This is a genomic window from Micromonospora sp. DT62, assembly GCF_049847285.1.
In the GTDB taxonomy this organism is placed as follows: domain Bacteria; phylum Actinomycetota; class Actinomycetes; order Mycobacteriales; family Micromonosporaceae; genus Micromonospora; species Micromonospora reichwaldensis.
In genome coordinates this window covers 19,988-32,329 of sequence record NZ_JBNCOB010000023.1, presented here as the reverse complement: position 1 = coordinate 32,329, position 12,342 = coordinate 19,988, and the positions used below count along the sequence as shown (strand labels likewise).

Annotated in this window: 10 protein-coding genes; 7 read left to right on the top strand and 3 right to left on the bottom strand. The window is 73.4% G+C overall.

Features of this window, described 5'->3' with window-relative positions; all coding sequences use genetic code 11:
- Window positions 1-33: 33 nt before the first annotated feature.
- Window positions 34-594 (bottom strand): GNAT family N-acetyltransferase, encoded by a 561-nt coding sequence (locus ACPXCB_RS25195; protein WP_425878022.1) that lies wholly within the window; start codon window positions 592-594, stop codon window positions 34-36.
- Complete coding sequence (locus ACPXCB_RS25190; RefSeq protein ID WP_425878021.1) at window positions 591-2,660, bottom strand: penicillin acylase family protein; 2,070 nt, start codon at window positions 2,658-2,660, stop codon at window positions 591-593. Before ACPXCB_RS25190 ends, ACPXCB_RS25195 begins: the two co-directional genes overlap by 4 nt.
- Window positions 2,661-2,758: 98 nt before the next feature.
- Here ACPXCB_RS25190 and ACPXCB_RS25185 point away from each other — a divergent pair, with 98 nt between their 5' ends.
- The 7 genes from ACPXCB_RS25185 (at window position 2,759) to ACPXCB_RS25155 (ending at window position 11,635) form a co-directional block, all read left to right on the top strand.
- The gene (locus ACPXCB_RS25185) at window positions 2,759-3,469 is read left to right on the top strand and encodes a siderophore-interacting protein (RefSeq protein ID WP_425878020.1); all 711 of its coding nucleotides are present in this window, start codon (window positions 2,759-2,761) and stop codon (window positions 3,467-3,469) included.
- Window positions 3,466-4,707 carry an MFS transporter gene (locus ACPXCB_RS25180; RefSeq protein ID WP_425878019.1) on the top strand — a complete coding sequence of 414 codons (1,242 nt, stop codon included), beginning with the start codon at window positions 3,466-3,468 and terminating at the stop codon, window positions 4,705-4,707. Before ACPXCB_RS25185 ends, ACPXCB_RS25180 begins: the two co-directional genes overlap by 4 nt.
- 141 nt (window positions 4,708-4,848) lie before the next feature.
- On the top strand, window positions 4,849-6,405 hold the full coding sequence (locus tag ACPXCB_RS25175) for a pyridoxal phosphate-dependent decarboxylase family protein (RefSeq protein ID WP_425878017.1): 1,557 nt from the start codon (window positions 4,849-4,851) through the stop codon (window positions 6,403-6,405).
- 28 nt (window positions 6,406-6,433) lie between these two features.
- On the top strand, window positions 6,434-7,732 hold the full coding sequence (locus tag ACPXCB_RS25170; RefSeq protein WP_425878016.1) for a lysine N(6)-hydroxylase/L-ornithine N(5)-oxygenase family protein: 1,299 nt from the start codon (window positions 6,434-6,436) through the stop codon (window positions 7,730-7,732).
- Window positions 7,729-8,304, top strand: a complete 576-nt coding sequence (locus tag ACPXCB_RS25165) for a GNAT family N-acetyltransferase (RefSeq protein WP_425878014.1) — start codon at window positions 7,729-7,731, stop codon at window positions 8,302-8,304. Before ACPXCB_RS25170 ends, ACPXCB_RS25165 begins: the two co-directional genes overlap by 4 nt.
- Window positions 8,301-10,133, top strand: coding sequence for an IucA/IucC family protein (locus ACPXCB_RS25160; protein ID WP_425878013.1), 1,833 nt, complete (start codon window positions 8,301-8,303; stop codon window positions 10,131-10,133). The genes ACPXCB_RS25165 and ACPXCB_RS25160 overlap by 4 nt, the downstream gene beginning before the upstream one ends.
- The gene (locus tag ACPXCB_RS25155; protein WP_425878011.1) at window positions 10,130-11,635 is read left to right on the top strand and encodes an MFS transporter; all 1,506 of its coding nucleotides are present in this window, start codon (window positions 10,130-10,132) and stop codon (window positions 11,633-11,635) included. Before ACPXCB_RS25160 ends, ACPXCB_RS25155 begins: the two co-directional genes overlap by 4 nt.
- Before the next feature lie 142 nt (window positions 11,636-11,777).
- Here the strand turns inward: ACPXCB_RS25155 and ACPXCB_RS25150 are convergent, their stop codons facing one another.
- Window positions 11,778-12,338, bottom strand: coding sequence for an NADPH-dependent FMN reductase (locus ACPXCB_RS25150; protein ID WP_425878009.1), 561 nt, complete (start codon window positions 12,336-12,338; stop codon window positions 11,778-11,780).
- Between the last annotated feature and the right edge of the window lie 4 nt (window positions 12,339-12,342).

The window sequence follows — 12,342 nt, the reverse complement described above, 5'->3', positions numbered from 1 at the left end:
CCGCGTCGTCAGGCGGGGTCCGGGCCGTTGCGCTCAGGCGGGTACGGCGTGGTCCGCCTCGAACCGCTCCCGGGTCAGGAACGCCAGCTGGGCCCGCTTGTCGGGCATGTCGATCTCGTCGGCGAAGGTGAAGCCCTCCCGCCGCAGCCGGTCGAGCGCGCGCTCGTTGCGGACGTCGGGCTCGACGACGATCCGTAGCCGGCTGGGATCGGCGAACAGGTAGCGGGCGAGGGCGGGGCCGATGGCGGTGGTGAGGCCCTTTGGCGGGCGCCTCCCGGGAGCGAGCAGCAGGTGCATCCCGATGTCGCCGGGCCGCACGGTGTAGCGCTCGCCGACCGGGTCCGCCTCCGGCTGGTAGGTCTGGAACAGGCCGATCGGCGCGTCGCCGAGCATGATCAGGTACGCGTGGTGGGTGTCGAGGCCGTCGACGAACTCGTAGACCTCCCGCACCTCGTCGACCGAGTGCGAACCCATGCCCCAGAACGCCGCCCAGGGCTCGGTCACCCAGCCGTGCACCAGCTCCGCGTGGGCCTTCGGGTCCAGCGCGACGAGCGACAGCTCGCCGAAGCCGGGGATGTTCTCCTGGTATGTCACGGTGTCGCGTCTCCTGGTTCTGGGGTGAGTTCTCGCCAGTCGGTGACCACCGGAACCAGCTCGCCGCCGGCCCACAGAGGCAGTTGGTCGTCGAAGTGCGGGTCACCGGGGCGCCCGGACGCGCCGAAGGGGACGATCCAGCGGCTCTCGGCGCGGTCGGTCAGGTCCCACACGTAGCGGGCCACCGGGCCCCGCCAGCACGCGTCGGACACGCCGGGCACGCTCGACGTGGCCAGCACGCAGTCGGCGTCGCCGGCCAGCGCGACCCGCTCCCGCATGCCCCGTACCGCCTCGTCGGTGGCCGCCGCCACGCCGAGGTGGACGGGGTGTAGCACGTGCCGCCGGCCCCACGGCCCCGGCGGGTCGCCCGCCGCGACGTCCTCGAGCGCCCCGGCCGCCACGGGACCGATCTCGCCGCCGAGGCGGTGCAGCCCGGTGGCCACCCCGTCCAGGGCGTGCCCGATGCGGGACAGCGGGTCGGTCCACGGCGCGAACAGGCCGTCGAACGCGCTCGGAGCGTCGCGCAGCGGGCGCAGGCACGGGTGGTCGTACAGCCGGCGGGCCAGGGCCGCGCGCCAGGCGGCCCAGGCGCCAGCGTCGGCGCTGTCGGCCCGCATGTGCCCGTCCCACGTGGTCAGCCGGTCCCGCAGCCGCCGGGCCGGCCCGCTGAGCCCGCCGGGGTCGACCCGGTCGAGCAGGCCGCGCAGCGCCCCGGCCGCCAGCCGGGTGTCCATGTGTACGGCCTCCGTCCGGGCGCCGTCGGCGAGCAGGGCGCGGATGCGGCGGGCCCGGTGCGGCGGGGCGAAGCCGGTGCCGAGGTCCGCCACGTCGGGGCGGCGGTCGTTGGCGCAGACCGCGAACCCGTCGACGGTGGTGCGGCGCGGCTCGGCGTAGCCGCCGTGCCACCGGTACCGGGGATCGTCGCCGGGCACCGGCTCCCGGCGGCACCGGTCGTCGCGGAGCGGGACGAGGCCGGCGACCAACTGGTGGACCGTTCCGCGCCGGTCGGCGACCAGGACGCTGTTGACCGGCTCGACCCAGTCGCGCAGCGCGTCGGCCACGTCGTCGGCGCTGCGGGCGCGCAGCAGCGGCAGCAGCGCGTCGAAGCCCAGGCGCTGCTCGACCCGGCTGGGAGTACGCAGGCTGATCGCCTCGCCGGTGTTCCGGTCGTGGTCGACGACCGGCCCGCGCGGCGTCTCGATCACCTCCACGGACTCCGGTTCGCCGCCGCGGACCTCGATCCGCTCGACGTGCCGGTGCGCCGGTGCCCAGCCGTCCGCCTCGCGGACCAGCACCCGGTCGCCGTCGCGGCGCAACTCTTCGCGGTAGAGGTCCTGGTAGTCGGCCATCGCGTTGGTGACCGCCCAGGCGACCTCGCCGGCGTGTCCGAAGTGGGGGAGGCCGGGCACGCCGGGGAACGCGAAGCCGAACACGTCGAACTCGGGGCAGGCGAGGCGCACCTGCTGGTAGATGCCGGGCAGTTCGAGGATGCGGTGCGGGTCGCCGGCGATGACGGGCGCCCGTCCGGTGCCGGGGTCCCCGGGTACGGCCCAGGCGTTGCTGCCCGACCCGTCGGGGCCCTCGACGGCGAACAGGTCGGTCGCGGACGGGCCGAGGGTGGCGGCGACATGGGCGTGCCACAGCTTGTTGGGGAAGGTGGAGAAGAGCACGTGCTGGACGAGGAAGACCCCCAGCGGCGACCACGGCCGCCACCGGCCCGGGGCGCAGCCGACCGCCGCGAACTCGGGTGCCGCGGCGGCGCCCTCGGCGAGCCCCTCGTTGACCCCGTCGACGTAGGCGGTGACCCACCGCCGGGTGGCGGGGGCGAGCCCCTCGAAGCAGCGCCGGGCGGTGGCGTCGAGACGGGCCCGGCGGGCGAAGCGGTCCCAGCCCAGTTCGGCCGGGCCGACGTGCTCGGCGAGCCGACCCTCGGAGCGCCACCGCTCCACTTCGACCTGCCACGCGCGGTCGACGGCGGCGACCCGCCCCTGCAACCGGGCGAGCCCGTCGACGCTGCCGGCGCGCAGGTGCGGGACACCCCACCGGTCGCGATGGATGCCGGTCATCGTCGCGCCGGGCGGATCAGCGGTCGTCCCACCTGCCACAGGAATGTCAACTTAGGCTACCCTCCCCTAACTGAGGCAGACCTTACCTGGAGGGGTGCGTGAAGCGAAACTGGGAAGCGCTGGTGCTCAAGGCGATGGGCGGCCGCGAATTCCGGCTGACCGTGCTCGGCACCGAGGCCGTCGGCGAGCACTACCGTCGACTGCGCATGGACGGCGGCGGGCTGCTGGAGGCATGCGGCGTGCACCCCACCATGTGGGTGCGGCTGTGGTTCGACAACGAGGGCAAGCCGCACCAGCGCGCGTACACCCTCGTCGACCCCGACCCGGAGACCGGCCGCTTCGACCTGGAGTTCGCCATCCACGACGGATGCGCCGCCCGGTGGGCCGCCGCCGCCCGGGCCGGCGACACCATCGAGGCCACCGTGCAGGGCACCGCCTTCAACCTGCCGGACCCCGCCCCGCAGCACCTGTACCTGGTGGGCGACGCCGCCTCGCTTCCGGCGGTGAACAGCCTGCTCGCCGCGGCCCCCGACACCCCGGCGACGGTCTGGCTGGAGTACGCCCACGAGGGCGAGAAGGAACTGGCGCCACGCGCCCACGCCAGGCACCAGGTCACCTGGGTGCCGCGCCGCGACGAGGGCCAGCACCTGGTCGAGACCGTCTGCGCGGCCCTGCCCGCCGCCGAGGACGCCCACTACTGGGTGGCCTGCGAGGCGGCCAGCACGCGCGGCATCACCAAGCACGTACGGCGGACGCTGGGCGTCGGCAAGCACCAGCTCACCTCGCTGGCCTACTGGAGCGCCCGGTGAGAGGTCGGCTCGGCACGCTGACCGCGCTCTACGTCACGCAGTACCTCGGCATCGGCTTCATCACCGTCGGGCTGACCGCCATCCTGCGCGACGGCGGCACCTCCCTCGACACGCTGGCGCTGTTGCAGTTCGTCGGCCTGGTCTGGCCGATCAAGTTCCTCTGGGCGCCCGTCCTCGACCGGTACGGCTCCCGCCACCGTGGTCACTACCGGTCCTGGCTGCTGGTGCTCCAGGGCGGCCTGGTGCTGGCCCTGCTGGCGCTGCTGCCGTTCGACCGCCCGGCCGCGCAGCTCGGCCCGGTCGTCGCGATCTGCGTCGCGTACGTGTTCCTCTCCGCGACGCAGGACATCGCCGTCGACGCCGTCGCCGTCCGGCTGCTCTCCGAGCGCTCGCGGGGGACCGGCAACGGCATCCAGGTCGCCGCGAGCTACGTCGGCAACCTGCTCGGCGGCGGCGCCTGCGTGGTCGTCTACGACCGGTTCGGCTGGGCGCCCGCGATCCTGCTGCTCGCCGCCCTGACCGCCGTCGGCCTGCTGGTGGTGTGGCGGTTCCGGGAGCCGGACCGCACCGACCGCGTCGCCAGCGCCGGTGCGGCGTACCGGGCGCTGCTGTCGGTGCTGGGTCAGCCCGGCTGCCGCCGGTGGACCTTCGGGGTGGTGCCGCTGGTCTACATCGGCGCGGGCGCGACGTACGCCCTGGTGACGCCGGCCCTGGTGGACGCGGACTGGTCCCTGGCGCGCATCGGCGTGGTGACCGGCGTGGTGACCAGCCTGCCGGCCATCGTGGCCGGCCTGGTCTCCGGAGCCGCGATCGGCCGGTTCGGGCGAGGTCGCGTGCTCGTCGCCGGGGGAGTGGCGCTCGCGCTGTCCACGGCGATGCTGCTGCCGTTGCTGAACGGCCGGGCCCCGCTCGCCGGGACGGTCGCCGCGCTCTGCTGCTTCATGGCCGCCTACACGATCGCCAACGTCGTGCTCTACACGGTCAACATGGACTACTCCCGGCCCGGCACGGGCGGTACGGACTTCACGGTGCTGTCGTCGTTCGGGCTGGTCTGCTCGTTCGTGGCGGCCTCCGTCGCGCTGGCCGCGGCCGAGGTGTTCGGCTATCCCGCGGTCGCGGTGGCCTCCGTCGTCCTGGTGGCGCTGGGCGTCGCGCTGGGCCTCGGGCACCAGCGGCGGTTCCCGCCCCGATCCGTTGCGGTGCCGGGGGAGCGCGAGTTGTCGAAGGTGTCCGGCTGAGTGATATCGCTCAATGTGGGCAACGATGTTGACACCTCGTTAGGTTAGGGTAACCTAAGCTCGCTCGATCACCGGATGCGGGCGGATGGTGACATCCCGCCATCTCGCCGTACCGTCCATTCCCGACCGTTGAGGACCCGCATGAGCCTGCCCGGATCCGCCGTCCAGGTGCCTTCGACCGGGGTGACCCCCGCCTCCGAGGGCGCCCGCGCCCACCTCCTCACCGCCGGCACGGTGGAGGACTACCGGCGCGTGCTGGCCGAGGGGATCGGCCGGGTCGCGACGCGGATGGCCGAGGTGGACCGGCCGTTCACCGGCGTGACACCGGACGAGCTGGTGCCGCGGATCGCCGGCATCGACCTGGACCGGCCGCTGGGCGACAGCGGCGCCGCGCTCGACGAGCTGCACGACGTCTACCTGCGCGACGCCGTCTACTTCCACCACCCCCGCTACCTCGCGCACCTCAACTGCCCGGTGGTCATCCCCGCGCTGCTCGGCGAGGCGGTGCTCAGCGCCGTCAACTCCTCGCTGGACACCTGGGACCAGAGCGCCGGCGGCACCCTGATCGAGCGCCGGCTCATCGACTGGACCGCCGACCGGATCGGCCTGGGGCCGGCCGCCGACGGCATCTTCACCAGCGGCGGCACCCAGTCCAACCTCCAGGCGATGCTGCTGGCCCGCGAGGAGACCTGCGCGAACCTCGTCGGCCGGACGACCGAGCGGCAGTCCCGGCCCGAGCTGTTGTCGCGACTGCGCATCATCACCTCGGCGGCCGGTCACTTCAGCGTGCAGAAGGCGGCCAAGCTGCTCGGCCTCGGCGCCGACGCGGTGGTCACCGTCCCCACCGACGCCGACCGGCGGATGCGCACCGCCGACCTGGCCCGGGAGATCGCCCGGTGCCGGGAGGAGGGGCTGACGGTGATGGCCGTCGTCGCCACCGCAGGCACCACCGACTTCGGCACCATCGACCCGCTGCCGCAGATCGCCGACATCTGCGCCGCCGCCGGCGTCTGGCTGCACGTCGACGCCGCGTACGGCTGCGGGCTGCTGGTGTCGCCGACCCGGCGGCACCTGCTCGACGGCATCGAGCGGGCCGACTCGGTCACCGTCGACTACCACAAGTCGTTCTTCCAGCCGGTCAGCTCCAGCGCGCTGCTGGTGCGCGACCGGCGCGTGCTGCGGCACGCCACCTGGCACGCCGACTACCTCAACCCGGCGCGGATGGTCGAGCAGCGCATCCCCAACCAGGTCGACAAGAGCATCCAGACCACCCGCCGCTTCGACGCCCTCAAGCTCTGGCTGACCCTGCGGATCATGGGACCGGACGCGATCGGCGAGCTCTTCGACGAGGTGGTCGACCGCGCCGCCGCCGCGTGGCAGCTGCTCACCGGGGACCCCCGCTTCGAGGTGGTGACCCGCTCGCAGCTGAGCACCGTGGTCTTCCGCTACCTGCCGGCCGCCGCCGGCCGGGAGGTCGTCGACGACGCCAACCTGTACGCCCGCGAGGCGCTGGCCGCCTCCGGCGCCGGGCTCGTCGCCGGGACCAAGGTCGACGGCGCGCACTACCTCAAGCTCACCCTGCTCAACCCCGAGACCACGATGGACGACATCGCCCACGTCCTCGATCTCATCGCCGAACACGCCGGCTGGTACGCCCAGACCAGGGCCACCGCCGAGCTGTCCTGCCCAGTCGGCTGACGATCCGCCCCCCGCTCTGGAGAACCGCATGTCGACGCACGACTTCATCGCCGTCGGGCTGGGCCCGTACAACCTGGGCCTGGCCTGCCTGACCGAGCCGATCGACGAGCTCGACGGGATCTTCCTGGAGGCGCGGGACACCTTCAGCTGGCATCCCGGGATGCTGCTGGAGTCGACCCGGCTCCAGACGCCGTTCATCGCCGACCTGGTCACGCTCGCCGACCCGACCTCGCCGTACTCCTTCCTGAGCTACCTCAAGGAGTCCGGGCGGCTGTACCCGTTCTACATCCGGGAGAGCTTCTTCCCGCTGCGCAGCGAGTACGACGACTACTGCCGCTGGGCCGCCGGCAAGTTGGGCAGTGTCCGGTTCGGTCAGCAGGTCACGGCGGTCGGGTTCGACCCGGCCGACGAGCACTACACCGTCACGGCCACGGTGGCGGCCACGGGCGAGTCGGTCACCTACCGGGCCCGGCACCTGGTGCTCGGCACCGGCACCCCGCCGTACCTGCCGGACGCCTGCGCGGGCCTCGGCGGCGACGCCATCCACAACTCGCGGTACCTGGAGCACCGGGCGGCGCTGCGCGCGAAGCGGAGCATCACCGTGGTCGGCAGCGGGCAGAGCGCGGCCGAGATCTACCACGACCTGCTCGGCGACATCGACACGTGCGGCTACCAGCTCAACTGGGTGACCCGGTCGCCCCGGTTCTTCCCCCTCGAATACACCAAGCTCACCCTCGAGATGACCTCGCCGGACTACGTGGACTACTTCCACGCCCTGCCGGAGCCCACCCGCTACCGGCTGGAGTCCGAGCAGAAGGGGCTGTTCAAGGGCATCAACGCCGACCTGATCAACGAGATCTACGACCTGCTCTACGCCAAGAGCATCCCCGGCCCGGTCCGCACCCGGCTGCTGACCAACACCGCGCTGACCACCGCCACCCACGACGAGTCGAGCGGGACGTACACGCTGGGGCTGCGCAACGTCGAGCAGGAGCGCGACTTCACGCTGGACACCGAGGGGCTGGTGCTGGCGACCGGCTACCACTACCGGGTGCCGGAGTTCCTGGAGCCGGTGCGCGACCGGATCCGCTGGGACGCGCACGGGCGCTTCGACGTGGCCCGCAACTACAGCATCGACCACACCGGCCGGGGCATCTTCCTGCAGAACGCCGGCACCCACACGCACAGCGTCACCTCGCCCGACCTGGGCATGGGCCCGTACCGCAACTCGTGGATCATCCGCGAGCTGCTGGGCCGCGAGCACTACCCGATCGAGAAGGGCATCGCCTTCCAGGAGTTCGGCGCGCCGGCCGGGGCCGCGTCGTGACCGAGGCCGTCCACCGCCGCGTCGACGGCCGGCTCGGCGAGTTCGCCCTGCGTACGCTCGACCCGGACGCCGACGCGCCGCTGCTGCACCGCTGGGTGACCCACCCGAAGGCGGCGTTCTGGCTCATGCAGGACGCCGACGTGGCCCGGGTCGCCGAGGAGTACCGGCGGATCGCCGCGCACCCGCACCACGACGCGTTCCTCGGCCTGCACGAGGGCCGACCGGCCTTCCTCGCCGAGCGGTACGACCCCGCCCACGTCGAACTCGTCGGCCTGTACGACGCGGCGGACGGCGACGTCGGCATGCACTTCCTCTGCGCGCCCGCCGACGCGCCGGTGCACGGCTTCACCCGGGCGGTGATCACCACGGTGATGGCGTGGCTCTTCGCCGACCCGGCCACCCGGCGGGTCGTCGTGGAGCCCGACGTGCGCAACACGGCGGTGCACGCGCTCAACGCGGCCGTCGGCTTCACCGTGGTGGGCCCGATCCGCAAGCCCGAGAAGGACGCGCTGCTCAGCGTCTGCACCCGTGACCAGTTCGACGCCGCAACCCGAGGAGACGTGCCCGCGTGAACCCGCTCGCATCCGTGGCCCACCTGACGCCCGCCAACTGGGCGTACGCCAACCGGCTGCTGGTCCGCAAGGCGCTGGCCGAGTTCGCCCACGAGCGCCTGCTCGCGCCCGAGCCGCTCGACGCCGGCCAGGCCGGCGAGCCCGCTTCCGCCGGCTCCGAGGCGGGGGAGCGGCGGTACCAGGTGCGCGGCGACGACGGCGAGGTCGTCTACCGGTTCACCGCGAGCCTGCTGGCCCTGGACCACTGGCGCATCGATGCCGACAGCATCACCCGCCACCGCGGCGACGCCGAGCTGCCGCTGGACGCCCTGGAGTTCTGCCTCGACCTGCGCGGGGCGCTCGGGCTGAGCGACCAGATCCTCCCCGTCTACCTGGAGGAGATCAGCTCCACGCTGGCCAGCACCGCGTACAAGCTCGACAAGCCGGCGGTCAGCGCCGCCGAGCTCGCCGACGCGGACTTCCAGGCCATCGAGACCCAGATGACCGAGGGCCACCCGGGCTTCGTCGCCAACAACGGCCGCATCGGCTTCGGCATCGACGAATACCGGGCGTACGCCCCGGAGGCCGGCCGGCCGCTGCGGCTGCTCTGGGTGGCCGGGCACCGCGACCGGACGAGCTTCAGCTGCGCCGCCGACCTCGACTACGACACCCTGATCCGCGCCGAACTCGACGAGGAGACCCGCGCCGGGTTCGCCGACACCCTGACCGGGCTCGGCCTCGACCCGGCCGACTACCTGCTCATCCCGGTGCACCCGTGGCAGTGGTGGAACCGGATCTCCGTCACGTTCGCCGCCGAGGTGGCGCAGCGCCGGCTGGTGTGCCTCGGCCCCGGGCCCGACGAGTACCTGGCCCAGCAGTCCATCCGCACCTTCTTCAACGTCACCGACCCGTCCCGGCACTACGTCAAGACCGCGCTGTCCGTGCTGAACATGGGCTTCATGCGGGGGCTCTCCGCCGCGTACATGGCGGCCACCCCGGCCATCAACGAGTGGCTCGCCGACCTGATCGACGGCGACGACGTCCTCAAGCGCACCGGGCTGACGATCATCCGCGAGCGGGCCGCCGTCGGGTACCGGCACCTGGAGTACGAGGCGGCCACCGACCGGTACTCCCCGTACCGCAAGATGCTGGCGGCCCTGTGGCGGGAGAGCCCGGTGCCCGCGCTGGAGCCGGGCCGGCGACTGGCCACCATGGCGTCCCTGCTGCACATCGACCGCGAGGGCCGCTCGTTCGCCGCCGCGCTCATCGCCCGGTCGGGGCTGGCGCCGCAGGTGTGGCTGCGCCGCTACCTCGACGCCTACCTCACCCCGCTGCTGCACAGCTTCTACGCCCACGACCTGGCGTTCATGCCGCACGGCGAGAACGTCATCCTCGTCCTGGACGGCGGGACGGTCGAGCGGGCGATCTTCAAGGACATCGCCGAGGAGATCGTGGTGATGGACCCGGACGCCGACCTGCCCCCGCTGGTCGAACGGGTCAGGGCCGACGTGCCGGAGGACATGAAGCTGCTGTCCATCTTCACCGACGTCTTCGACGGCTTCCTGCGCTACCTCAGCGCTATCCTCGTCACCGAGGGCGTCCTGGACGAGGAGACCTTCTGGCGGACGGTCGCCGGGTGCGCCGCCGACTACGCCGACAGCGTCCCGCACCTGGCCGAGCGGCTGCGGCGCTACGACCTGTTCGCCCCGGAGTTCGCGCTGTCCTGCCTGAACCGGCTCCAGCTGCGCAACAACCAGCAGATGGTCGACCTCGCCGACCCGTCGGCCGCGCTGCAACTCGTCGGCACCCTGACCAACCCCATCGCCCGCTTCGCCCCGGCCGCCCGATGACGACGACGCTCGCCCCTCCCTCCGGGGCGCCGGCCGGCGGCGCGGACGGCCGGGTGCGGGGCCGGTGGCTGATCCTCGCCGTGCTCTGCCTCGCCCAGGTCACCGTGGTGCTCGACAACACGGTGCTGACCGTGGCGATCCCCGTGCTCACGACCGAGCTGGCCGCCAGCACCGCCGACGTGCAGTGGATGATCAACGCGTACGCGCTGGTCCAGTGCGGGCTGCTGCTCACCGCGGGCAGCGCCGCCGACCGGTACGGCCGCCGCCGGATGCTGCTGGCCGGCCTCGTGCTGTTCGGGCTCGGGTCGCTGGCCGCCGGCCTCGCCCAGTCCAGCGGCCAGCTCATCGCGGCCCGCGCCGGCATGGGGATCGGCGGCGCGCTGCTGGTCACCGCCACCCTCGCGGTGGCGATGCAGGTCTTCGACGACGCCGAGCGGTCCCGGGCGATCGGCCTCTGGGCGGCGGCGAGCGCGCTGGGCTTCGCGGCCGGGCCGCCCTTCGGCGGGCTCGTCCTCGCCCACCTGCCGTGGGGGGCGATCTTCCTGGTCAACGTCCCGATCGTGCTGGTCTGCCTGGTGGCGGCGTGGGCGCTGGTGCCCGAGTCGCGCCAGCCGGCCAAGGGCCGACTCGACCTGGGCGGGGTGCTGCTCTCCACGGCCGGCCTGACCGGGGTCGTCTACGCGATCATCGCCGGGCCGGAACACGGCTGGGCCGCCACCCCGGTGCTCGGCGCGGCGGTCGCCGGGGTGCTCCTGCTCGCCGCCTTCGTGGCCTGGGAACGGCGGGTCGCCGACCCCATGCTGGACATGCACTTCTTCCGCAACCCCCGCTTCGTGGGCGCGGTCTCCGGCGTCGTCCTGATCACCTTCGGCGCCACCGGCGCGCTGTTCCTGCTCACCCAGCACCTCCAGTTCGTCCGCGGCTACCCGGCCTGGGAGGCGGGGCTGCGGATGATGCCGTTCGCGCTCTCCATCGTCCTGCTGAACGTGGGCGGCGTCGCCGCGCGGGTGATCCACCGGCTCGGGCTGGCGTACTCGATTGCCCTCGGCATGACGCTGCTCGCCGCCGGTCTCGCCCTGATCACCCACGCCCCGTCGGACGGCTACGGGGTGCTGCTGCCGGGCCTGCTGGTGATGGGCGCCGGCTGCGCCGTGGCCAACCCGGCCATCGTCGAGGCCGTGATGAGCGCCATCCCGCCGGAGAAGGCCGGGGCGGGCGCGGGCGTGGACGGCACCATGACGGAGGTCGGCAGCAGCCTCGGCGTCGCCGTGCTGGGCGCGATCCTCAACGCCCGCTTCGCCGCGCTGCTGCCCGCCGCCGTGGCCGGCGCCGGATCGTTCCCCGCCGCGCTGGCCGCCGCGCGGAGCGAGCCGGAGCGCGCGCTCGTCTCCGACGCGTTCCGCTCCGCCCTGGAGACCGGGCAGACGGTCGGCGCCGTGGCCGTCTTCGCGGGCGGCTGCGTGGCCGCCGCGCTGCTGCGCCGCGCCGAGCGGGCCGGCTGAGCGCCGACCCGACCCGTTCCGCTCCGGCGAGCCGACGCCGCCAGCCGCAGCGTCGGCGTCCGGCCCGACTGCGTCGGCGTCCGGGTTGGACGGTGCCGGGTCGGGCCGGACGGTGTCGGGGTCCGGGCTGGACGGTGCCGGGTCAGCTCCGGCGGAGCGTCCGCAGTGCGCCGGCCCAGGCGACCACCTCGTCGAGCATGGTGTTGAGGGCCTGCTCGTGGTGCGCCGCCGGCCGGAAGTCGCGGAAGTTGACGAAGTCCGTCGTCAGGGAGAGCGCGACCTGGGACCGGACGTCGGCCACGCCGAGCTGCCCGAGCACCAGCCGCAGGTGCTCCGCCGCCCGCGTGCCGCCGTGCACGCCGTAGCTGACCAGGCCGGCGGAGGCGTGCTGCCACTCCTTGAACAGGAAGTCGACGGCGTCCTTCAGCGCGCCCGGGATCGAGTGGTTGTACTCCGGGGTGACGAAGACGAAGCCGTCGAACGTGGCGACGGTCGACGCCCAACGACGTACGGCGGGGCGCCTCGACGGCGCCATCGACGGCGGCAGCATCTCGTCGAAGTGCGGCAGGCCGTAGTCGGCGATGTCGACCAGCTCGACCGTGGCGTCGCCCCGCTTGGCGGCGACGTCGGTCACCCAGCGGGCCACGGCGTCGGCCTTGCGGCCGGGCCGCGTGCTGCCGACGATGACACCGATCCTGACCATGGCT